Annotated in this window: 18 protein-coding genes; 12 read left to right on the top strand and 6 right to left on the bottom strand. The window is 61.3% G+C overall.

Annotation, left to right across the window (positions count from 1 at the left end; translation table 11 throughout):
* Nucleotides 1–88 precede the first annotated feature (88 nt).
* The 11 genes from AC3WWH_RS30900 to gnd all read left to right on the top strand — a co-directional run bounded on the left by AC3WWH_RS30900 (nt 89) and on the right by gnd (nt 9,593).
* Nucleotides 89–847 carry an SDR family oxidoreductase gene (locus AC3WWH_RS30900; RefSeq protein ID WP_058322056.1) on the top strand — a complete coding sequence of 253 codons (759 nt, stop codon included), beginning with the start codon at nt 89–91 and terminating at the stop codon, nt 845–847.
* A complete protein-coding gene (locus AC3WWH_RS30895; protein WP_093233868.1) occupies nt 844–1,551 on the top strand; it encodes an amino acid ABC transporter permease in 708 nt (235 codons plus the stop codon). Before AC3WWH_RS30900 ends, AC3WWH_RS30895 begins: the two co-directional genes overlap by 4 nt.
* Nucleotides 1,548–2,312, top strand: a complete 765-nt coding sequence (locus AC3WWH_RS30890) for an amino acid ABC transporter permease (RefSeq protein WP_058322058.1) — start codon at nt 1,548–1,550, stop codon at nt 2,310–2,312. The genes AC3WWH_RS30895 and AC3WWH_RS30890 overlap by 4 nt, the downstream gene beginning before the upstream one ends.
* Nucleotides 2,309–3,076 (top strand): amino acid ABC transporter ATP-binding protein, encoded by a 768-nt coding sequence (locus AC3WWH_RS30885; protein ID WP_058322059.1) that lies wholly within the window; start codon nt 2,309–2,311, stop codon nt 3,074–3,076. Before AC3WWH_RS30890 ends, AC3WWH_RS30885 begins: the two co-directional genes overlap by 4 nt.
* A gap of 33 nt (nt 3,077–3,109) precedes the next feature.
* Nucleotides 3,110–3,946 carry an ABC transporter substrate-binding protein gene (locus tag AC3WWH_RS30880; RefSeq protein ID WP_113399307.1) on the top strand — a complete coding sequence of 279 codons (837 nt, stop codon included), beginning with the start codon at nt 3,110–3,112 and terminating at the stop codon, nt 3,944–3,946.
* Between the two features lie 100 nt (nt 3,947–4,046).
* Complete coding sequence (locus AC3WWH_RS30875) at nt 4,047–4,721, top strand: 4-carboxy-4-hydroxy-2-oxoadipate aldolase/oxaloacetate decarboxylase (protein ID WP_113399306.1); 675 nt, start codon at nt 4,047–4,049, stop codon at nt 4,719–4,721.
* A 51-nt stretch (nt 4,722–4,772) separates the two neighbouring features.
* Nucleotides 4,773–5,540 (top strand): SDR family oxidoreductase, encoded by a 768-nt coding sequence (locus tag AC3WWH_RS30870; protein WP_113399305.1) that lies wholly within the window; start codon nt 4,773–4,775, stop codon nt 5,538–5,540.
* Nucleotides 5,541–5,571: 31 nt separating this feature from the next.
* Nucleotides 5,572–6,084 (top strand): gluconokinase, encoded by a 513-nt coding sequence (locus AC3WWH_RS30865; RefSeq protein ID WP_492377449.1) that lies wholly within the window; start codon nt 5,572–5,574, stop codon nt 6,082–6,084.
* The gene (locus AC3WWH_RS30860; RefSeq protein WP_492377448.1) at nt 6,084–7,031 is read left to right on the top strand and encodes a 2-hydroxyacid dehydrogenase; all 948 of its coding nucleotides are present in this window, start codon (nt 6,084–6,086) and stop codon (nt 7,029–7,031) included. Before AC3WWH_RS30865 ends, AC3WWH_RS30860 begins: the two co-directional genes overlap by 1 nt.
* Before the next feature lie 9 nt (nt 7,032–7,040).
* Nucleotides 7,041–8,072 carry an L-idonate 5-dehydrogenase gene (locus AC3WWH_RS30855; RefSeq protein ID WP_113399304.1) on the top strand — a complete coding sequence of 344 codons (1,032 nt, stop codon included), beginning with the start codon at nt 7,041–7,043 and terminating at the stop codon, nt 8,070–8,072.
* 102 nt (nt 8,073–8,174) lie between these two features.
* Entirely contained in the window at nt 8,175–9,593 is a 1,419-nt protein-coding gene (gene gnd / locus AC3WWH_RS30850) for an NADP-dependent phosphogluconate dehydrogenase (protein WP_492377447.1), read from the top strand.
* Between the two features lie 55 nt (nt 9,594–9,648).
* Here the strand turns inward: gnd and AC3WWH_RS30845 are convergent, their stop codons facing one another.
* The 4 genes from AC3WWH_RS30845 to AC3WWH_RS30830 form a co-directional block, all read right to left on the bottom strand.
* Complete coding sequence (locus AC3WWH_RS30845; RefSeq protein WP_058324660.1) at nt 9,649–9,906, bottom strand: hypothetical protein; 258 nt, start codon at nt 9,904–9,906, stop codon at nt 9,649–9,651.
* A gap of 773 nt (nt 9,907–10,679) precedes the next feature.
* A complete protein-coding gene (locus AC3WWH_RS30840; RefSeq protein WP_492377446.1) occupies nt 10,680–12,011 on the bottom strand; it encodes an HlyD family type I secretion periplasmic adaptor subunit in 1,332 nt (443 codons plus the stop codon).
* Nucleotides 12,008–13,861 (bottom strand): type I secretion system permease/ATPase, encoded by a 1,854-nt coding sequence (locus tag AC3WWH_RS30835; protein ID WP_082641189.1) that lies wholly within the window; start codon nt 13,859–13,861, stop codon nt 12,008–12,010. Before AC3WWH_RS30835 ends, AC3WWH_RS30840 begins: the two co-directional genes overlap by 4 nt.
* Before the next feature lie 93 nt (nt 13,862–13,954).
* A complete protein-coding gene (locus AC3WWH_RS30830; protein ID WP_492377445.1) occupies nt 13,955–18,130 on the bottom strand; it encodes a beta strand repeat-containing protein in 4,176 nt (1,391 codons plus the stop codon).
* A gap of 1,627 nt (nt 18,131–19,757) precedes the next feature.
* Between AC3WWH_RS30830 and AC3WWH_RS30825 the strand changes: the two genes are divergently transcribed.
* Nucleotides 19,758–20,228: a hypothetical protein gene (locus AC3WWH_RS30825; protein ID WP_058324663.1), complete on the top strand. Its 471-nt coding sequence runs from the start codon at nt 19,758–19,760 to the stop codon at nt 20,226–20,228.
* A gap of 49 nt (nt 20,229–20,277) precedes the next feature.
* On the opposite strand, the gene AC3WWH_RS30820 is transcribed toward AC3WWH_RS30825, so the two are convergent.
* Both AC3WWH_RS30820 and AC3WWH_RS30815 read right to left on the bottom strand, forming a co-directional pair.
* Nucleotides 20,278–20,919 (bottom strand): LuxR C-terminal-related transcriptional regulator, encoded by a 642-nt coding sequence (locus AC3WWH_RS30820; protein ID WP_058324664.1) that lies wholly within the window; start codon nt 20,917–20,919, stop codon nt 20,278–20,280.
* A 5-nt stretch (nt 20,920–20,924) separates the two neighbouring features.
* On the bottom strand, nt 20,925–22,310 hold the full coding sequence (locus AC3WWH_RS30815) for a sensor histidine kinase (protein ID WP_058324665.1): 1,386 nt from the start codon (nt 22,308–22,310) through the stop codon (nt 20,925–20,927).
* Nucleotides 22,311–22,481 lie beyond the last annotated feature (171 nt).

Raw genomic sequence — 22,481 nt, 5'->3', positions numbered from 1 at the left:
AAGCCATCCTTATCCATCCAGATTCAAACGGTCTTATTCAGAGCCGGAAAGCTTCGCTACTCTCTCTTTCAACAACAGGGGAACCAAAATGTCCTTTTCCGATTACAGAACCGCACTCGTGACGGGCGCATCCTCCGGGATCGGTGCTGCGGTCGTCGAGCGGCTCCGCCGCGAGGGCCTCGAGGTGCATGCGGTTGCCCGTAGCGCCGATGCGCTGAAGGCACTTGCCGAGCGCACCGGCTGCATTTCTCACGCAATCGACGTAACCGACCGTGCCGCACTGGCGAAGCTTGCCGGTGAAGTTGAGTTCGACATTCTGGTGAACAATGCCGGCGTCGACCGGCCGAAGAAATTTCTCGAAGCAGAGGATGGCGACATCGATCTCCTCGTCGATGTCAACCTGCGCGCCGTCCTCCATCTCTGCCGGCTGATCGTGCCTGGCATGGCTGAACGCGACCGCGGCCATGTCATCAACATTTCTTCGATTGCCGGCAACTACAACTTCAATGGCAACTCCACCTATCACGCGACCAAGGCCGGCGTCAGCATGCTGTCCAACCAGCTGCGCATCGACACCTTCGGCAAGCGCGTGCGCGTAACCGAGATCTGCCCGGGTCGAGTCGCAACCGACATCTTCAACCATGTTCACGGCAACGATCCTTCCATCCGCGAGCGCTTCATCGACGGTTTCGAACTGCCGCAGGCGAGCGACATCGCCGATGCGATCGCCTTTGCGATCGCCGCACCCGTCGCTGTCAACATCGGGCACATGGAAATCACCCCGACGCTTCAGGTGATGGGTGGACTGCAGACGGCCAAACCGCAGACGAAGGAACCACGGTCGTGAAGGGCTTCGAACTCGCCGCGATCCTCGGGAACCCGGAATACGTGGCCATGCTGCTGCATGGCATCGAGATGACCTTCATCATCGCCGTGTGCTCGTGGACCCTGGCGATGACACTTGCGGTCATCCTGCTCGCCGTCCGTTTTTCTCCCGGCCGCATCGGCAATGCGGTGGTCGCAGCTTACGTGTCCTATCACCGAAATGTGCCGACGCTCGTGCAGCTCATGCTCTGGTACTTCGGCATCTACACCATCCTGCCCTCCGGGCTGGCTGACTGGCTCTCTGCGCATTCGGCCGAAATGATCTTCGCCGTCGTCGGCCTTGGCCTCTGCCAGGCGGCTTACTTCAGCGAGGATCTGCGCTCCGGCCTGCGCTCGGTCAATCCCGGCCAGATGGAGGCGGCACGTGCCCTGGGTCATGGCTATCTCTCTGCGATGCGCTTCGTGCTGATCCCGCAGGGTGTTCGCAATGCCTTGCCGGCGCTTGTCAATCACAGCGTTTCGCTCTTCAAGAACAGCAGCCTTGCCATCGTGATCGGCGCGCCGGAGCTCACCCATGCCGTCAAGGAGATCGAGAACCTCTCCTTCCGAACCTTCGAAATCTACCTGGTCGGTACGGTCCTCTATCTCTTCTTCACCCTGATAATCATGGCCGCTGGTGCCTACCTCACCTGGCGAGCTGATCCGGCGAATGGAGCGAGACGATGATCCATGACCTGATCGCCATCGTCGACCAATACTGGTTGCTGCTCCTTATCGGGCAGTACCCGAACGGACCGCTCGGCGGCCTTGCCAATACGCTGATCCTTTCGGCGCTTAGCATCGCGATTGCCTTTCCGTTCGCGATCCTTCTGGCTTTCGCCAGGCTCTCTAAATACCGGGTCCTGCGCTGGCCGGTGACCGTACTCGTCTATGTGACGCGCGGAGTGCCGCTCCTGATGCTCGTGCTCTGGAGCTACTTCCTCGTGCCGCTGCTCACGGGCGCCGATGTGCCGAGCTTCCTCACCATGCTGACGACCCTGGTTGTCTACCAGGGCGCGTTCCTCAGCGAGATCATCCGGGCAGGCATCGTTGCCTTGGGGCAGGGCCAGATGGATGCAGCTCGTGCGCTCGGTCACAGCTATTTCAGCGCGATGCGCTACGTGATCCTGCCGCAGGCGCTCTACAACATGATCCCGAGCATGCTGTCGACCTTCGTCGCAACCATCAAGGACACGACGCTCGGCTACGTCATCAACGTGCCGGATCTCACCTTCGCTGCCAGCCAGGTCAACAACCAGCTCCTCACGCAGCCCTTCCAGGTCTTCCTCATCCTGGCGCTGACCTACTACTTGATCTGCTGGTCGCTCACCTGGGTCACCAATGTCGTCGAGCGACGCATTACACGCCGTCGCGCTGGCCTTATCGCCCCGAAACGCCGTGGGCAGTTGCCGATTTCCCTGACACCGAACGCCACGGAGCAGCCATGACCGCGTCAACCTCCACTATTGCAAAGGATCAGGCAATCCGGCTCGCCGATGTCCGCAAGAGCTATGGCGACTATGACGTCTTGAAAGGCATCGACGCGACCGTGGCGCGGGGCGAGGTGGTTGTCATCTGTGGTCCCTCCGGCTCGGGGAAGTCAACCTTGATCCGCACGGTGAACCGGCTCGAGGAGATCAACAGCGGTTCGATCTTCTTCGAAGGGCAGGACGTTCACGCGCAGATGAGCGGGCGGGACCTCAACCGCCTGCGCAGCCGCATCGGCTTCGTTTTCCAGAGCTTCAATCTCTTCCCGCACCTTTCCGCGGTCGACAATATCGCGATGTCCCCGATCCGGGTGAAGGGGGTGGCGCCGGCGGAGGCACACGAGAAGGCGCTGAAGCTGCTCGACCGTGTCGGACTTCGCGAAAAGGCCAACTCCTATCCGGGCCAATTGTCCGGCGGGCAGCAGCAGCGCGTGGCGATCGCTCGCGCGCTCGCCATGGAGCCGCCCGTGATGCTGTTCGATGAGCCGACCAGCGCGCTCGACCCGGAAATGGTCGGAGAAGTGCTGAACGTCATGAAGTCGCTTGCCGCCGAAGGCATGACCATGATGTGCGTCACGCACGAAATGGGCTTCGCCCGTGATGTCGCCGACCGCATCTGGTTCATCGACGCAGGCCAGATCATCGAGACCGCGACGCCTGAGGAATTCTTCAAGAACCCCAGGCATCCGCGTGCGCAGCGGTTTCTCGCCGACCTGCGCCACTAGAACAAGCAAGACCAACAACGAAGGAGAACAGCAATGAAGTGCAGCCATCTTTTTCTTGGATTGACCGCCGCGGCGGCAGCGCTCGCAGGTCCGGCGAAGGCCGATCAACTCGAAGACATCCTCGCCAAAAAGACACTGCGGTGCGCGACTTTCGCAGACGTGCCGCCCTTCGCCGCTCCGGACGCAAAGACGCGTGAAATGGTCGGCTTCGACGTCGATCTGTGCGGCGCAATCGCCCGTGAACTCGGCGTGAAGGCCGAGGTCAAACCGGTTTCCGTTGAAGCACGCGTACCGGAGGTGAAACTCGGCCGGGTCGATATCACCGTCGCCAATCTTGCCTATACGCAGAGCCGTGCCGAACAGATCCAGTTCAGCGATCCCTATTACCTCGCCAAGGAAATGCTGATCGTGCCGGCGGACGATGCAGGCAAGGCAAAGACCGATTATGCCGGCCAGCGCCTTGCCTCCACCAAGGGTTCGACCTCCGAAATGTCGATCAAGCTCAACAAGTCCGAGCCGCTCACCTTCCAGGACACGGCATCGGCCTATCTCGCCGTGCAGCAGGGCAAGGCCCGCGGCATGGTCGCCAACACGATGACGACCACGAAGCTGGTCAACGAATCGAAGACCCGCGGCAAGGAAATGCGCATGATCCCTGAGCCCATGCTGTTCCAGCCGATCGGCGTCGGCATGGCGAAGGATCAGCCGGCACTGACGGCCAAGATCAACGAAGTGCTGCACAAGCTCGATGATAGCGGCGAGATCAACCAGATTTGGGACAAGTGGCTCGGCCCGAACACCGAATACAAGATGGCTCGCACCGACAAGGTTGCACCGCTCTCCGAACTGAAATTCGACCCGATCCCCTGATGGGGCCGGGTCGCGCGTAAGCGACCCCCGTTTTTCCAAATGTTTTGAACAACGCAAACGGCGGGCGTCGCGCCCGCCGCGACCACCCATGGGAAAAATTATGACGCATATCAAGAAAATGCCCGTTCGCCCGAGTGCCGCCGAAGTGGAAGCGGTGGCCAAATTCTCGCCGGCAACGATCCATGAGGCGCAGGGACGCCGGGGGGCATTGTCCTCCCGCATCAAGCCCGTCGATTACCGCATGAAGCTCTGCGGTCCGGCCTTTACGGTCCGTTGCGCACCGCGCGACAACATCATGCTACAGCTTGCAATCAACTACGCTCAGCCGGGCGACATCATCGTCGTTTCGGCGGGCGAATACGAAGAGGCCGGATCGTTCGGCGACGTGCTAGCCAACGCCTGCCTTGCCAAGGGAATTGGCGGTCTTGTGACTGACAGCGGCGTGCGCGACACGCTGCAATTGCGCGAACTCGGTTTTCCGGTGTTTTCGCTCAGCGTCTGCATCAAGGGCACGGTCAAGGAAACGCTGACCTCGACCAACGATCCGATCATCATCGGTGGAGAGGTTGTACATCCCGGCGACATCATCGTCGGCGACGCTGATGGCCTGGTCGTAGTGCGGCGGGAAGAAGCATTTGAGGTCGCGAAGCTGTCGCAGGCGCGCGAAGATGCCGAAGCCGAGTACATTGCCGCATACAAGGCAGGAAAATCGGTCATCGAAGTCAGCAAGCTCGAGCCGGTGCTGAAGGCAAAAGGGCTCGTGGTCGAAGGCTGACCAAGGGCCGGGACGTCTCGTGCGAGCGCCCGGCGGTGAAGGAGAACAGGCTTGTCATTTCCACTTTTTGACCTCAAAGGGCGACGCGCCTTGGTGACGGGTTCATCGCAAGGGATAGGCCTGGCGCTGGCGCGTGGTCTTGCCGAACACGGCTCTGCACTGGTCCTCAACGGTCGCGACCGTTCGAAGCTGGAAGCGGCTGCTGCCGCGTTGAAGGATGCCGGCTACACTGTCGATGTCGCGGATTTCGACGTCACGGACGCGGACGCGGTAAAGCGCGGCGTCGATCAGATCGAGCAGGATATCGGCGCCATCGACATCCTCGTCAACAATGCAGGAATGCAGTTTCGCGCGCCGCTTGAAGACTTTCCCGCCGAGCGCTGGGAGCAATTGCTGAAGACGAATGTCTCCAGCGTCTTTTATGTCGGCCAGGCGGTCGCCCGGCACATGATCAGCCGCGGCGCCGGCAAGATCATCAACATCGCCTCGGTGCAGAGCGAGCTCGCGCGCCCGTCGATCGCGCCCTACACGGCGACCAAGGGCGCGGTCAGGAACCTGACGCGCGGCATGTGCACCGACTGGGCAAAATATGGATTGCAGGTAAATGCAATCGCGCCCGGCTACTTCAAGACGCCTTTGAACCAGGCGCTGGTCGACAGCGCCGAGTTTTCCTCCTGGCTGGAAAAGCGCACGCCGGCGGCCCGCTGGGGTGACGTCGAAGAACTGGTGGGTGCGGCGGTCTTCCTGGCGAGCAACGCCTCCTCCTTTGTCAACGGACACACGCTCTATGTCGATGGCGGCATCACGACCAGTCTCTGAACTCCGCCGCGGCTTCGGCCCGGTCGTCGTCATGGGCGTATCCGGCTGCGGCAAGTCCGCGGTCGGCGAACGGCTCGCCAGCTATCTCGGCGCGCGCTTCATCGAGGGCGACAGCCTGCATTCGGCGGCCAATGTCGAGAAGATGCGCAGCGGCACCCCGCTGACCGATGCTGACCGCTGGCCCTGGCTCGACGAGATCGGCACCCGTCTGGCCAGTCCGGCCGCGACCGTCGTGTCGTGCTCGGCGTTGAAACGAGCGTATCGCGAACGTCTTCGTGACGTCGCCTGGCAGCCGATCACCTTCGTCTTTCTGCAGGGAAGCCGGGCGCTGCTTGCGGCGCGGCTCGGTGAGCGAAAGGGCCATTACATGCCGCTGTCGCTGCTCGACAGCCAGCTTGCCACCCTCGAACTGCCATCGGGGGAGGCGGACGTCGTGACCATCGAAATCGATCAGTCGCTGGAGCGCATCGTTGCGCTGGCGATGAACACGCTGGCGATCCGCGCGGGTCGCGCCGCCAGTGAACCAACCACGGGAGGAAACTGATGACGAGACCGGACATTCTGCTAATGGGTCCTTATCCGGACTGGGACCTGGTGGAACTCGAAGCGCGCTATGCGGTTCACAAAATCTACGAGGCTGAAGATCGGGATGCCTTCCTGAGAGCGCATGGGCCAAAGATCCAGGCGATCGCCACCCGAGGCGAAATTGGCGCATCGGCGGATCTGATCGGCAGACTGCCGCAGGTCAAGATCGTTTCCGTCTATGGGGTCGGCTATGACGCCGTCGATCTTGCCGCCTGCCGCGAGCGCGGGATCCGCGTCACCAACACCCCTGACGTCTTGACCAACGACGTTGCCGATCTCGGCGTCGCCATGATGCTCTGCCAGTCGCGCGGTATGATCGGCGCGGAAAGCTGGGTCAAGGACGGAAGCTGGGCGAGCAAAGGCCTCTATCCGCTGAAGCGGCGGGTTTGGGGACAGCGGGCCGGTGTACTCGGCCTCGGCCGCATCGGCTTCGAGGTGGCCAAGCGCCTCAAGGGCTTTGACATGGACATTGCCTATAGCGACGTCTCCGAAAAACCCTATGCGGATGGCATGACCTTCGTCGCCGATCCGGTTGCTCTTGCCGCCCGATCCGATGTCCTGTTCGTGACGCTCGCGGCCTCGGCTGCGACGCGGCACATCGTCTCGAAGCAGGTCATCGAGGCGCTCGGTCCCGAGGGCATGCTGATCAACATCTCGCGCGCCTCCAACATCGATGAGGACGCGCTGCTCGACGGGCTTGAGAGCGGAACGCTCGGCTCGGCGGCGCTCGATGTCTTCGAGGGTGAGCCGATGCTCAATCCCCGCTTCCTGAAGCTCGACAACGTCCTGCTACAGCCACACCACGCCTCCGGCACGATCGAAACCCGCAAGGCCATGGGCAAGCTGGTGCGCGACAATCTCGCCGCGCATTTTGCCGGCGAAGCTCTGCCCACCCCTGTCGTTTGAGGTCCTGAAATGAAAGCCGTTGTCATTCACGCCGCCAAGGATTTGCGGATCGAGGATCGGGAGACGCAGGCGCCTGGAACGGGTCAGGTCGAGATCCAGATCGAGGCCGGCGGCATCTGCGGATCTGATCTCCACTATTATAACCATGGCGGCTTCGGCACGGTGCGGCTGCGCGAACCGATGATCCTCGGTCATGAGGTTGCCGGCACGGTCAAGGCGCTCGGCGACGGTGTCTCGACGTTGGCCGTCGGCGATCGGGTGGCGGTGTCACCGAGCCGCCCCTGCGGGTCCTGCGACTATTGCCAGCGCGGTCAGCAGAACCATTGCCTGAACATGCGCTTCTACGGCAGCGCCATGCCGATGCCACATATCCAGGGGGCGTTTCGGCAGCGGCTGGTTGCCGAGGCGTGGCAGTGCCACAAAATCGCTGATGGCGTCTCGAGCAACGAAGCCGCAATGGCCGAACCCTTTGCCGTCACCTTGCATGCCGTGGCGCGTGCAGGCTCGCTACTCGGCAAGCGGGTCCTGGTCACCGGCTGCGGGCCGATCGGGGCGCTGGCGATCATCGCCGCCCGAGCGCACGGCGCGCGTGAGATCGTCGCGACCGACGTGATGGACGGTGTGCTCGACAAGGCACTATCGATCGGCGCGGACCGGGTGATCAACGTTGCCAACAATCCCGATCAGCTTGCCGCCTATGCCGCCAACAAGGGTACCTTCGACGTTCAGTTCGAGGCCTCGGGCAATGCGCAAGCGGTGCGCTCCGGTCTCGACGTCCTCAAACCCCGATCGGTGCTCGTCCAGCTCGGCCTTGGCGGCGACGTCGCCATCCCGCAAAACCTTGTGGTGGCAAAAGAGATCGAGATGCGCGGTACGTTCCGGTTCCACGAAGAGTTCGGGCTGGCCGTCGATCTCATTAACGCCGGCCGCGTGGACCTGACCCCACTGTTGACCGGCATCTTCCCCCTGGAAGACGCGGTGCGTGCGTTCGAGACGGCCGGCGACCGTAGCCGTTCGATGAAGGTGCAACTCGCCTTCTAGCCTTCATTGCCCCAGCGGTCGACCGGTCCCCCGATCGATAGAGCCTCCACTTCGAGCGCGCGAAAACGTCAGCTCGCGTTCAATCTCCTGAGGAGCAATCACGTGTCACAGGCGGAAATCGGCCTAATCGGTCTCGGCGTCATGGGCTCGAACCTGGCGCTCAACATCGCTGAAAAGGGCAACAAGATCGCCGTGTTCAACCGCACCGTCGAGGCGACGCATAAATTCTACGCGGAAGCCGGCGACCTTCAGGGCCAGATCGTGCCCTGCGACACCATTGAAGAGTTTGTTGCCGCCATCCGTCCGCCGCGGCCGATCATCATCATGATCAAGGCCGGTGAGCCGGTCGATCAGCAGATGGAAATCCTGAAGCCCTATCTTTCCAAGGGCGACATCATGATCGATGCCGGCAACGCCAACTTCCGCGACACGATGCGCCGCTTCGAGGCGCTGAAGGACAGTGCCTTCATCGGCATGGGCGTTTCCGGCGGTGAGGAAGGCGCGCGCCACGGCCCGTCGATCATGGTCGGCGGCAAGGAAGAATCCTGGAAGCGCGTCGAGAGCGTTTTGACCTCGATTGCCGCGAAATACGACAACGACCCTTGCGTTGCCTGGCTCGGCGAAAACGGCGCCGGCCATTTCGTCAAGACCATCCACAACGGCATCGAATATGCCGACATGCAGATGATCGCCGAAATCTACGGCATCCTGCGCGACGGCCTGAAGATGTCGGCGACCGAGATTGGCGACGTCTTCGGCACCTGGAACAAGGGCCGCCTCAACTCCTACCTGATCGAGATCACCGAGAAGGTGCTGAAGGCCGCCGATCCTTTAACCGGCAAGCCGATCGTCGATTTCATCCTCGACAAGGCCGGCCAGAAGGGCACCGGCAAGTGGTCGGTGATCGAGGCACAGAACATGGGCGTGCCGGCAACCGGCATCGAGGCGGCGGTGGCGGCGCGCAGCATCTCCTCGATGAAGGACGAACGCGAGGCGGCCGAAAAGATCCTCGGGCTGCCTGAGGTCGGCGACTTCAAGGTGGCCGACAGGGCCGCCTTCATCAGGGATCTCGAAAGCGCGCTGCTGGCCGCCAAGATCGGCGCCTATGCGCAAGGCTTCGCCGTGATGTCGGCGGCATCGAAGGAGTTCAACTGGAACCTGCCGATGCCGACGATCGCCAAGATCTGGCGCGCCGGCTGCATCATCCGCTCGCAGTTCCTGGACGAGATCACCACCGCGTTCACCAAGGCGCCGGACGCCGCCAATCTGATCGTCACGCCGGCCTTTGCCGCCATGGTCAAGGAAACCGACGCAGCCCTGCGCCGCGTCGTTTCGGCTGCCGTTCTCGGCGGCCTGCCGGTGCCGGCCCTTGCCTCGGCGCTCGGCTATTTCGACAGCTACCGCCGTGGCCGCGGCACGGCCAATGTCATCCAGGCGCAGCGCGATTTCTTCGGTGCCCACGGCTTCGACCGCATCGATGGCGCCGACAGCCACCACGGCCCGTGGGGCCGTGGCTTTTAGCCGGCACGCCGAAATTGCGACCGTTCGATCCCTTCAGGAGCCAAGAGGCGAGCACTCAATTGACAAAGCGAGGACTAACATTGGTAAGCAAACTCACGACTTTGTCTTCGATCGCCTGACAGTCGTTCTCGTATCGGGCGGTCAGAGGTTCGCCTGAGATCGCGTGTTCTCGGAGTTCATCCCGGGTGATCACCGCGATGCCATAAGCCTCTAACAGGGTACTCAGGGAAAGGAACCTTAGCTCCGCAAGCTGTTGCCGATGCCTCGGCAGCCGCATCATCAGGCGTGCCCGTCCGATCTTCTCAAAATCCATCGTTTCCGCCTTCAGGTAACGCCTGTAGGCCAGTGTCCTCCACAATCCGAGGGGTAGCAACATGAATATGACCGTGCAGGCTCTATAGCGGCAATTGAGCGCGGCAGGACCGCGAGATGGAAATCCTCAATCCGACCAGTGAGATCAGTAGCGTCAAGAGCGATGTTGACGAGGTCGCTTGTTCGACAGCCGCGCCTCGGCCCTCCAATGACCAAACGCGTTTGTGCCGGAACGAGGAGTGGGGGATCCCAGAGCGCTTAGTCGAATGGGACTGGGGCGAGCGCTCTGGGATCACTAGCGCCAATGACGGAGGGCAGTCCTTGGCTCTTTGGCGCTTAAACAGCATGGCGGGCGGTTTCGGAATGAGCAACGCCGCTAGGACCTTTGCCAGAGCGCACCAGACCTAAGTCTGACATGATCTCAAAGAAATGGCCCCCCGAAAATCGACCACTGGGCCAGTCAAGTGTACCCGTTTGGCTCCCCATCGGAACAAGGGACAGACCTCTGATGTCGGTGGGTCGAACACGAACGTTTCGTAAGGTTATGCGGGAGAATTGAGGTCGCAACGACTATCGGGCAACGACGCGCGTGTCGTGGGCTTTCTTGGCAGATGTTGGACCGTCGTGTCGGGTGTCGCATTGCATTTGAGAAGCAAATCTATCCGCGCATCATCCGCTCGGTTGAAACGACCAGAGGCTCATCACATCTCTTCTTGCTCGCCCAAAGCCAAACGAACCCGTTCGTCGCTCTTCTGCCGCAACCGGGCTGGCTCCCTATTTTTCCCGTAGCGCCCGGCGGAAGTTCTGCGTGATTGGTTCTGCAAGGTAGGCAAGCACGGTGCGGGCACCCGTCCGGATCATTGCCTCGCTCGACATGCCGGGCAACAGTTTACGACCCTCGAGCTTGGCGAGTTCGTGCCTGTCAATCAACACGGTTGCGGTAAAGTATGGCACCCCGCTGCGTTCCTCTACCATGCGGTCCGCCGATACGATCTCCACGACGCCTTCGAGTGGCGGCAGGTTGTAGCGTGCAAAGGCTGGAAAGCTGACACGCGCCGGCTGTCCGGGGGCGATCGTCTCGACATCCTCCGGCCTGACCATAGCCTCGACCACGAGTTGCTGTCCGACAGGCACCACGGTCATTAACGTTTCGCCGGGCTTCACGACACCGCCGTCCGTGTGGACCTTCAGGTCCATGATGATACCGTCAACCGGTGCGACGATGTCGGTGCGGGCAAGCACATCGTTGGCGGAACGCTCCTGCTGTTTGAGGTCAAATAAATCCGCCTCAACCTTGCTCAATTCCTCGACAGCATCTTTCAGCCGCACGGTGTTAAGGTTCAGAATCTGCGCGTCAATTTCGGCCATGGCGCTTCTGGCACGAGCGATCGCCGCGATATTGGTAGCGCGCTCCCCCTCGATCTCGCGCTGTTGTTGTCTGAGCAGCAGGTTCCGTGCGCGGGTGGTGAGTGCCTTCTTGAGCAGAGTTTCAAGATCCTTGGTCTCCCCTTCGAGAGCCTCGATCTGCTTGTCCTCGGTCGCAACGAGTCTCTCCAGTCCGGTTATCTCCTCCTCGGCCTGGTGGCGGCGTTGTCCGAGAATGATCCGCTCGTCGTTCAAGTTGTGGCGCTTTGCCGCGAACACGTCCCGCTGCGTGGCCACCGCGTCCTTGGCAGCGGTCGCACGGTTTGCGAGCAGCGCCGGATCAAAGTCGATCTCGGCCTTGTCGTCACGCTCCGCCCTGAGCCGCGCGGCCAGCGCCTCGCGCGTTGCGATCCGGTTCTGAACCAGGTCCAGTTGTGCTTTGGCTTGCGTGTCGTCGAGCCGGATCAGAACCTTGCCAGCCTTGACGATGTCACCGTTGGCGGCGTTCAACTCCGCGATGATGCCACCCTCAAGGTGCTGGATGAGCTTGCGGTCGCCGGCCACCTTGACAACGCCCGGTGCCACTGCGGCGCTGTCCAACGGCGCCAGTGCCGCCCAACCTCCGGCCATGCCGAAGAACAGGAACATGATGGCGAATCCGGCCCACGTCACGCCCGCGATACGCAAGGGTATCGGCTTCGGCATCGGGGACGGTGGCGCGGGTAGCGGCACAACGGTCATATCTTTTTCCATTCGGGTGGTTGCGCCGCGTCTGCATCTACTCCTGAAATGCTTCCGGCAACAATTTCTGACATAGGTGACGAATTTCGGACTGTGAATCGACCGGCCGGACCAGCGCCGACGCCTTGGTTCGCGGCTATGGCTGTGATCCGGGTTACCGCGCCGTTGCGCTTGGCAAGTTCGTTGAAGACATGGTCACGCGGACCGAAGAGATCTTGTTGGCCTCGGTTGAGGACCAGTATCTTGTCAACTTTCTGCATGATGCTCGGTCGGTGCGCGATCATAATAATCGTCGTGCCTGCGGCCTTGATCGCGCTGATGGCTGCGATCAACGCGTCCTCACCTTCGCGGTCGAGATTGGAATTTGGTTCGTCCAGGATAAGGAGTGCCGGATCGCCGTAGAGCGCCCTCGCTAACCCGATGCGTTGACGCTGCCCGCCCGATAGTGTCGCGCCCGACTCGCCGATCTCGGTAGCGTAACCCTTCGGCAGTCCCTTGATCAGTTCGTGAACTCCTGCCAGTTGCGCGGCCTTGACGACGTTGTTGAAGACCGGCGTGTCGAGCTTCGCGAAGCGGCAGATGTTCTCGGAGACAGTACCGGCGAAGAGCTCGATGTCCTGCGGCAAGTAACCGACATAGCGGCCACGGTCCTCTGCCGCCCATTGGGCGACATCCATGCCGTCAAGCAACGCGCGTCCTCCGGATGGGCGCCAGGCACCGGCCAGTATCCGCGCCAGACTCGTCTTGCCGGCCGCGCTCGGGCCGATCAGCGCCATTACCTCGCCCGGTTTGAGCTGGAAGCTGATCCCTTTCAGGATATGTTCGCCGCCCTGCCGGGCAAGCATAAGATTGTCGGCCTCAAACCCACCCTTCGGCCGCGGTAGTGGCAGAACCGGTGTGGCCTCCAGGTGTTTGCCGGCGACTGCAGCAAGACGACGGTAAGCGGCCCGCGCTCCAACAGTCGCCTTCCAGGTGCCGATCGCTTGCTCGACCGGGGACAATGCGCGACCCATGAGGATCGAGGCGGAGATCATGATGCCGGGCGAGGCCTCGTTGCGAAGTACGAGATAGGCCCCGAGGCCCAGTATGGCCATTTGCAAGGCCAGTCGGTGACACCGCGCGATTGCCGCGATGAAGCCGCCACGGTTGGCGGCGAGAACCTGTCCATGGTTTGCCTCGTCCTGCTGCGCCTTCCACCCCTCCAGCAGCGGTTTCAGCATGCCCATCGCCTGCACGACCTCTGCATTGCGAATAGCCGCCTCGGCCTGCACATATGCGCGCGATTGGGCGCTTTGGGCCTCAGTCAATGGCTTGCGTGTGAGGTATTCGTTGAGCAATGCCAACGCGAACAGGACGATCCCGCCGCCCAGCGCCAACCACCCGAGCCAAGGGTGCATGAGGAATATGGCCCCGAAAAACAACGGCGCCCAAGGCGCGTCAAGGATCGGGAAGATGCTCGGGCTTGTGAAGAAATTCCGGACTTGATCCAGGTCGCGCAATGGACGGGCATTGACTTGACCGGGCGCTGAAGCGGCATATTCCACCGCTGCTGTAAGGAGCACCGGCGCCAACCGCGCATTCATCCAGGATCCGACTGTTGCGAGCAGACGCCCGCGCACGATTTCCAGCCCCGCCATTGTGGCGAGCGCGCCTATCGCCATCAGCGACAGCATCCCCAACGTTTCCAGGCTGTGGCTGGACAACACGCGATGGTAGACTTGGAGCATATAGATCGCGCCGGTTAGCATCAGCACGTTGATGCCGGCACTGAACCAGATAAGCGGCCGGATGGCCCGGCCGGCTTCTTTCATCACAACCTGCAGGGCGGGGCGTTGTTGGCTGGTTTTCATCTTTTACAACTCTAGTACGCGGGACCAGAAGAACGCATAGCTGGACGAGCAGATCATGGGGGGGCAGGCTTGACTGCCCCCCATGGGGAAATATCAGCTGACGTCAACAAGTATGTGCTGCGTCGCTGTCTGGTCCGCGTCCGCGTCCGCGACCTGGAAGGCGAAGTCGAGGTCGGCCGGGATCGTCCCCGACGTGCTTTGGACAAACCCGATGTCCACGATCTTCAGCACATCGTTATCGGTCGTGTCGAAAGCAGTCAGGTTGCTGGTGGCATTGCTGCCGCCGTTGGCCCCGGTCGCCCCGATGAGGTTGATGGCGTCACCCGTCAGCCCATTGGCGCTCTGCATGATCTGGACGCCCTGTATCTGGTAAGTCTCGCCAGCGACCGTGTAGTCGTTCTGCTCGATGATGAGCAGGGCATCGTTGTTATCGAGCGTGAACTCAGTGTTGTACGGGGCGGGGACATTTGCGTTCCCTTTGATCAGGTCCGAGTTCTGCACGTTGACCGCCCGCGTGATCTCGTTCCCGTTGGCATCCTTCAGGTCGAGGATCACGACCAGGTCTTCGCCGTTGCCGATGCCATCGAACTTGATGACAATGCCACCGGCTTTCGTGGTCGGGTCCAGTCGCTCAGTGCCACCACCGGGCGCGCCCGGGTTTACATCCGGCAGAATGTTTTCTGCGAAGAACCGCAAGGTCAGAAGTTCACCCTTCTGGATCGTGTCGCCGGCGACCCCGTTTGTCGCTTGGGTTGCACTAACCCAGTCTTCGTTGACGTTGGTGACCATCTCATGGGCACCCTGCGTGAATGCGGTATCGGCCGGCGTTCCACTCGGCGCTCCATCGCCGGTTGAGTTGAACCCGAACCCGATCTTCTGGGTGGTCGAGTTCGCGGTGAACTGAACAAAGAACGGATCCGGATCGCCGTTGGGCGTGAGCTGCTCCGCTACGATCAGCGGATGGCCGGTGTTGCCGGTGGGGGCCTTGGCCACCAACTCACTGGTGTGCAGCACGTCGAAGCTGAAGCCGTCGATCACGTCCGTCAAGGTGAAGGTGTAGGTGTCGGCTACCTTGTCGAAGACAAGAGTGCCGCCCGCCGTTGCGTCCTGCACGCCAGCGGTGATCGGATCCTTGTCGTAGTGGAACGAGAAATTGAACGTGGCAGATGTTTCGGTCTCAGCCGTGAGGGTTGCGACCGCTTGGGTGATGTTCGGGTTCTGCGCGTTATCGACCGTGCCGGTGAGCCCGATCTGGACGCCCGCCAAAGCACCGTTGCTATCGACAAAGTCACTGATACCCGCCGCATACTCCGCGGCCGTGTGCCTGTCGGTCATGTCGTAGCCAAAGGTTCCGCTGGCCGTTGCTCCCGCGGTGTTGGCAAGATGCTCCGGGGTTTGGATGCCAGGAGTGCCGGGATCAGCGTCGAACGCTGCCGTGATCGTCGGATCGGTGTCGTTGAAGGTCAGCGACAGTCCCGAGCTCGTGCTTTGCTGCGACACGACGTCTTCGTCGCCGTCCGTCACCGTCACCGTCGCCACGACGTTGATCAGACCGTTGAGGTCGAGGGTGTTGTCCTCGCCCGCGCCTTGCGAGTTATCGTGCTCAAGGGCAACCAACGAGTTCAGCGTCACCGTCGTGCCAGACAGCGTCACGGTGAACGCCGTCGAATCAAGCACGGTGTCGCCGTCGCTGTCGTACTGGCCTGAGATCAGGGTAGCCGAGACGGCCACCAGCGTGATCGCAAAGTTGCCTTGCGTCGTTAGCAGCCCGGTTGCCGGTGCGCCCGCCAGGGAGAGCGCGTAGCTCACATTCGTCGTTTTGCCGTCGACCGCGCTGGAGTTGAAGGTCGGGGGCGTGATCGTTACCTGATTCTGCCCGCTAGCCCCGCTCGCCTCACCCACCACGGCGGCACCGACCACCGGTGCGGCCGTGATCAACAGCGTCGGATCGGTGTCGTCGAAGGTCAACGACAGACCCGAACTGGTGCTTTGCTGCGACACGACGTCCTCGTCGCCGTCCGTCACCGTCACCGTCGCAACGACGTTGATCAGGCCGTTAAGGTCGAGGGTGTTGTCCTCGCCGGCACCTTGTGGCGCGTTCGAGTGCTCAAGGGCAACCAACGAGGTCAGCGTCACCGTCGTGCCGGACAGCGTCACCGTGAACGCCGTCGCATCGAGCGTGGCGTTACCGTCGCTGTCGTATTTGCCCGAGATCTGGCTGGCCGAGTCAACCACCAGCGTGATTGCATGGTTGCCGTCCGTCGTCGTGAGCCCGGTCGCCGCTCCGCCCGCCAGGGAGAGCGCGTAGGTCACATTCGTCGTCTTGCCGTCGACCGCGCTGGAGTTGAAGGTCGGGGGCGTGATCGTCGCCTGGCTCTGGCCGCCGGCCCCGCTCGCCTCGACCACCACGGCGGCGCCAACCACCGGCGCAGCCGTGATCTCAAGCGTCGGATCAGTGTCGTTGAAGGTCAGCGACAGCCCGGCACTCGCGCTTTGCTGCGACACGACGTCTTCGTCGCCATCCGTCACCGTCACCGTCGCCACGACGTCGATCAGGCCGTTGAGGTCGAGGTTGTTGTCCTCGCCGGCGCCTTGCGGCGCGTTCGAGTGCTCAAGGGCAACCGATGAGGTCAACGTCACCGTCGTGCCGGACAGCGTCACCGTGAACGCCGTCGCATCGAGCGTGGCGTTACCGTCGCTGTCGTATTTGCCCGAGATCTGGCTGGCCGAGTCGACCACCAGCGTGATTGCATGGTTGCCGTCCGTCGTCGTGAGCCCGGTCGCCGCTCCGCCCGCCAGGGAGAGCGCGTAGGTCACATTCGTCGTCTTGCCGTCGACCGCGCTGGAGTTGAAGGTCGGGGGCGTGATCGTCGCCTGGCTCTGGCCGCCGGCCCCGCTCGCCTCGACCACCTCGGCAGCACCAACCACCGGCGCAGCCGTGATCTCAAGCGTCGGCCCAGAGTCATCGAAGTTGATGAACGAGCCGACCTCTTCGGTGTAGGCGTTGGTGTCCGTCGCCGAGAAATGGACCTCGGTGATGTCGATCCCTTCATTCGAATCGACTGACTCGACATGTAGCCGATCCATAAAGCCGCTGGTGGTGATATCGACGGTGGTTGTGTTATCGAGCCCGGTGATGGTGACAGCGTTCCCGGTCCCGCTTAGCCCGCTGATGGTGACATTGCCGCTCGCTGTGGCATAGGTTCCGTCGGCGGTGATGGTGGAAGCAAACCCCGATGCGCCGGTCAGCTTGATGCTGGTGATGTCCACGGCGATGGTCGGGCTGCCGTCGAAGAAGCCCGAGCCTTGCTCGTCGCCCTGAACGTTGAAGGCGCGGATCGTGATGTCCGCCCGCCCACCCGGAGCCGACGGCGTGAGCTGGTTGATTATGAAGCCAGCCTGCGAGATGTTTTCGAGATGGCTGCCGTACGCGATGTCCGCGCCATCACCTGCACCGTCGGCACCGCCGGTCACAAAATCAATCTGCAGCACTTCACGTCCCAGGGGTTGATTTTGCCCGTCCGTGTCCGGTTGAATGCTTTGGTTATCGACGCCAAAACCCTGCTGACTCACGTTGCACTCGCTGTTGACCAGCGCGCTGTTCGGGTCGAGTTGGCTCGACCGCACGAGCCCCGTCACCAGCAACTGCTTAGAAGCGTCATCGGGCGAACTGAGCAGGTTGAATTCATTACTGCCGGGATGGGCATTCTCACCGGTGAAACTGATCACTGAGGTCCCCGTGACCGAGGCGAACACATGATCAGTCAGATCGATGCGGTCGTCCGGGTCGGTCTCATCCGGATGGAGCAGCGGCACGTACTGAACCAGGTAAAGGTCCGCTTTAGTGGCGCTCGTGGGGTCCAGCCCAAACGCGAAGGCGAGCGGCCCGGTTTCATCGGGTTCTGCAAGCGGGTCGGAGGTTCCGATGACGCCGATCACGACGTTTGGATTCGTTGGGTCCTGGAACAGCCAGACATAGTTGCCATCGACCGTGCGAATGCCGCTGTTCACGCCGACGGTTTTGGAAAAGGGTGTGCCGGAGGCATCCTGCGCGAGAACGATCCCGGAGATGGTTTCCCCTGCGCTCGCCGAGGCCTGCACGAAGTCGGCTTGGTAGGCGACCTCCGGTGAGCTCAGCCCGCCCGGATCGTCAAGACTTAGGAGATACAACAGCGTGGTGTTGGTGTTGCCCAATGGGTTAATATCGTCGTCCTGAAGACCGGTGCTCTCATCGATGATGATGTCTTGAGCCAGAATATCCAATGCCATCGAGCAATCCTCCGCGAGAGTGAATTGGCAAAAGAAAGGGGCTGCCCCTTAAGCGTCAGGGCCCCCTTCACTTCGGACAAACAGATTTGTTCTGGGAAATTTTCCTCTTATGCGTGTTCTCTCATCACGCCTTGTTAGGTGCTCTATTTTGAGGCACCTGCTTTAGATTGGGACGCTACGCCTCTTGTATAGGCCCTTCAAGTCATCCATAAGAACTATCTAATAAATCGGAAGTTGTGCCGCCTCGCGAAACCAGATCAGCGTAAGGGCATCGGTAGCGTTGCGGCTGAACGGTCGAGCCGTCTGGCATAAATGTCCCAGCGAAAAGCAGAGATGACATGCGGAGGTTCGGATTTTTAATTAAAATTAATGAACCTGCGAGCAGTTTGGCGCTGTGTTCCAGAGTCGCCCGGAAAGGCGTCACACGCGACTCTGGAACCACTTTTGCGGCCGTGGCGGTGGATGACGCCATGGTTGTAGTTAGGATATTCTGGGATTGAATTGCGCAACAAGCAGGATAGGACCTTTGCCGGCACAAATAGGACTTAGGTCTTATGTGCGAAGGGACCTCACCAGCGGGGCCGACAAGCAATCTAATCCTCAACCGGGCGTCCGCCCTTCTTGGTATACGACGACAGGCCTTTGGTCGACTGTTGCAACGCAACCGTTCCGATTGAGACGTCGGTTCTTTCGCAGGACGCTGCCTTTGAAAGCGTTCATGAAGAGTAGATTGGAAGGTGTGCGGCTGCCACGCTCTTAAACCGCCGCTCAACACTGTGCAGGCACCAGGTTACGCCTTCGGCTAATCAGGGCTAGTCCCTTTAGGGACGTTGTCTTTGGGCGGGGCCTCAGTCACCCTTGTCTCATTGCGATTGCCACCCTCAATGCAGTCCCCGCTGCAGAGGCCAATCGCATGCACCGACTGAGCCTCTTCCTTAGCGGTAGAGGCTCTTTTTTTCGCGATGACCGCCGGAGGATCGGGCAGCGGCACCAGAGCCGTCGGGCGGGGACGATAGGACCACTCTGAAGCCGCTACCCTCCCATGGCGGTTACGGGCCGAAGTGCCATGGGCTGAACAGGAAGACTAGGGCGACCGGAACGTGCGACAACGGAACTAAGACCTTTGCCGCGAGGAGTGAGGCTGAAGTCCCATGGCGGAACCTTTGGCGCCACTCTACCTCTTGGAGAAACACCATACGCTGGCGCGGCAATCGATGAATATCTAGCCCCGCCCTAACAGCATGCCCTTCAAATGGGGTCAACCAGGAGCATTCATAGATCGGCGATCCTGACATTTGGCCCCTTCGCTTTCCTCATCGGCTCCTCCGGGAGCCGTCTTTTTAACCAGACGGCGGCATCAGGCTAAACCCAGCACCCCCCCAGTCAGAGACCGGCTCAAGCGCGTCTGCCTGGCTGATCAGCCGGATCGCACCAGCGGATCCCCGCCCGGTCTTCCGACCATAGTCTGGCTTGGATGGGACGAAGGTCCAGCCGGGCTGAGGGAAAGGTCCTGTGCAGGCAGGATCTTTGCTGGAGCGAGTTGACTGTGCGTCTCGGTCAAGGGCAAAGTCGGTTCGTTGCCCGCCGCGCTGAGTGCGCTTGCGCACGAAATGACCTTGGAGACATTATGATCACGCGTCGGATGGTCCTGACAGCATTCTTGCCGGCAGTCTGCACCCTCGCCATCTCCTTACCCTACAGCCTCGAAACGTCGAGCGCTGGGCTTACGATCGTCAAGTCGGTCGCCTTCGCCAACAGTGGCAATGGTAATGGAGGCGGGGGCGGGAATGGTGGAGGAGGCGGCGGCGGGAATGGTGGAGGCGGCGGCGGCGGGAATGGTGGAGGCGGCGGCGGCGGGAGCGGAGGTGGGAGTTCAAATGGCAGTGACCGCTCCAACTCCAACAGCGAGCGTTCCAAGAACTCCAATCGTGGGAACGCAAAGGCCAATGGGCAGGATGTCGGCGTTCGCCACGAAGGCGGCATTACCGAAGAGATCGCGAATGGCCGCTACATCATGAAGGATGCCCGCGGACGCACCATCATCAACCGCCGCGCGACGGCAAACGATAGAAAACGGATAGATTCATTCTTGCATTAGGTGAGGGTAGGCGCACGCCGCCCTTTGCGCCATCCTTGTTCGACGTGGATCAGACTTCGCGCGCGTCGCGTAGCACCATGGCCGCTTCAGTGCGGTTGCCGACGCCCAGCTTCGTCATGATCTGCGTCATATGATGCTTTACGGTCTTTTCCTGCAGGTCCAGTTGGATTGCGATATGCTTGTTGCTCATGCCGGCTGCCACCAATTCCAGAACTTCCCTTTCCCGAGGCGTTAGACCGGCGATCAGGCCGGACTTGCCGCCTGCCGCTGGTGTCCGGCTGGACAAAAGCTTGGCCGACAAGGTCGGCGCCACATAGCGCTCTCCCGAAGCCACGGTGCGAATAACCTCGGCAAGCGCTCTTGCGCCGACGCCCTTCAGCACATAGCCGGTGGCACCTCGATCCAGCGCAGTTGTCACGTCGTCGCCGTCTTCGGAAACGGTGAGCATGATAATCTTCTGTGATGGGACGATTTTCAGGATCGCCGGTATGGCCTCCAAGCCACCACCGGGCATGGAGATATCCATGAGCATGATATCCGGTCCAAGGCGCTCCGCGATCTGGGTGGCATCGTCCTTCGAGCTGCCCTCGGCGACAATTTCAAAGCCTTCGATCTCCGACAGGCTCCGCGTCACACCTTCCCGAAACAAGGGGTGATCGTCCACGATAGCAACGCGAATGGGAAACGCCATAATTGTCATATCTCCTTGACGCTGGTCGTCATGCGAACGGTTGTACCGGTCGCTGCCACAACGAGCTCGAACGTTCCTCCGAGACTTTCGATCCGTTCTCGTAAGCCGGCAAGACCAAGACTTGTGGGCAGAACTGTGTCCGGGTCAAAACCGGGTCCACTATCGGCAACCTCGATCGTGACACGGTCGCCATCCGTCCGCTGCGTTACCCGCTGTCCGACACCGCCGGCGTGGTGAAAGCCGTTGTTGAGGGTCTCTTGCACGAACCGGTAGATGCATATCTTCGCCGCCTGCGAGAGGCGTTCGGGAGGCTTCGTCAAGTGCAGCTCGACGGGTGAACCAGTCCGCTGCTGATGCGCCTTTACGCACCGCTGCAGGATTTCGGTCAAACCCGCCGTTTCTATCTGCGGCAGGACCAGGCCGCCGCAGATCGTGCGGATCTCCTGCATCGCTTCGTCCAAGCTCGCCTTTATCGCACCAATTTCGCGGTCGCGCGTGGCGGCCGGCGTTTTGCTGCGCTTCAAGGCTTCACTATCCAACCTGAGCGAGGCGTAGGCGACGAGTTGGGCAGGGCCATCGTGCAGGTCCGCTCCGATACGTCTCAGATAACTTTCGTTCAGCGCCGTGGCGCGCTGCGAAGCGCGTTGGAGGCGACCCCGCAACTTTTCGTTCTGCGCGAGCGATTCCGAGAGCTCCTCGACCCGTTGCTTGAGGGCATGGCGCTGGCTCTCGATCGTCTTGCTACCGCGAAGCACGATTGCCGACAGCACGACAAAGAAGGCAAGTGTGAAGGCCGCGACCGCCAACCAAGTGTGCATACGCGCCTCATTGAGACTTTGCTGAAACTCATTGGCGACCTCGTGGAATTCCGACACGGCAACCACCTGCCCGGACCAAGGCTGCAGTACGGGATTGTAGATCACAAGCGCCGGTAGCCCTGAACCTTTATCAGTCGCTACGTCCCCTTCCTGATCGAAGCGCGCGGCCATCTTGCCGGAAAATGCGGTTTGCAATTCACCGCTAAGCTCAACCTTCGTGCCGACAGCGGCCCGATCGCTCGAATAGAGGAGCGTGCCGTCCGCGCGCCAAAGGCGGAAAGAGAGAAGCCGGTCACCCAGTGCGCCTTGGCCGAGGGTCTCATCCAGCGCGCGTGCCACGGTCCCGTCTAGGACTTCGTTCCTCTGCATGTCGGGCAGCAGCGGCGCAATCACACTATCGACATAGAGTGCAGTCGTCGCGGCCGAGTTCCGGGTGACCGCATCTTCGATCCGGTTCGAAACAAAGGCTCCGATCAACACCATGGCGCATGCGGAGACTGCTCCCCCAATCAGCAGAAACTGCCTGGCGAGCGATTGAGAATTCCAGCGGGTGATGAGTTGATTGAAGCGCACCAGGTCTCTCGGATCGGGCCGCCGGCTCGTGCGGCGCGACGATTGTAGCAAGCCCAGCTCAACCTAACCACTCTCGAAGCGCGGTCAATGGCAGGACGATCGACGCGAGCTTGATCGGACCTTTGATGCTTTGGGCCCGGACCTAAGTCCCAAGTGCGGAGGCAATGGTCT

This window comes from Ensifer sp. EB106-03-01-XG145, assembly GCF_058792075.1.
This window is presented reverse-complemented; position numbering and strand designations above follow the sequence as displayed.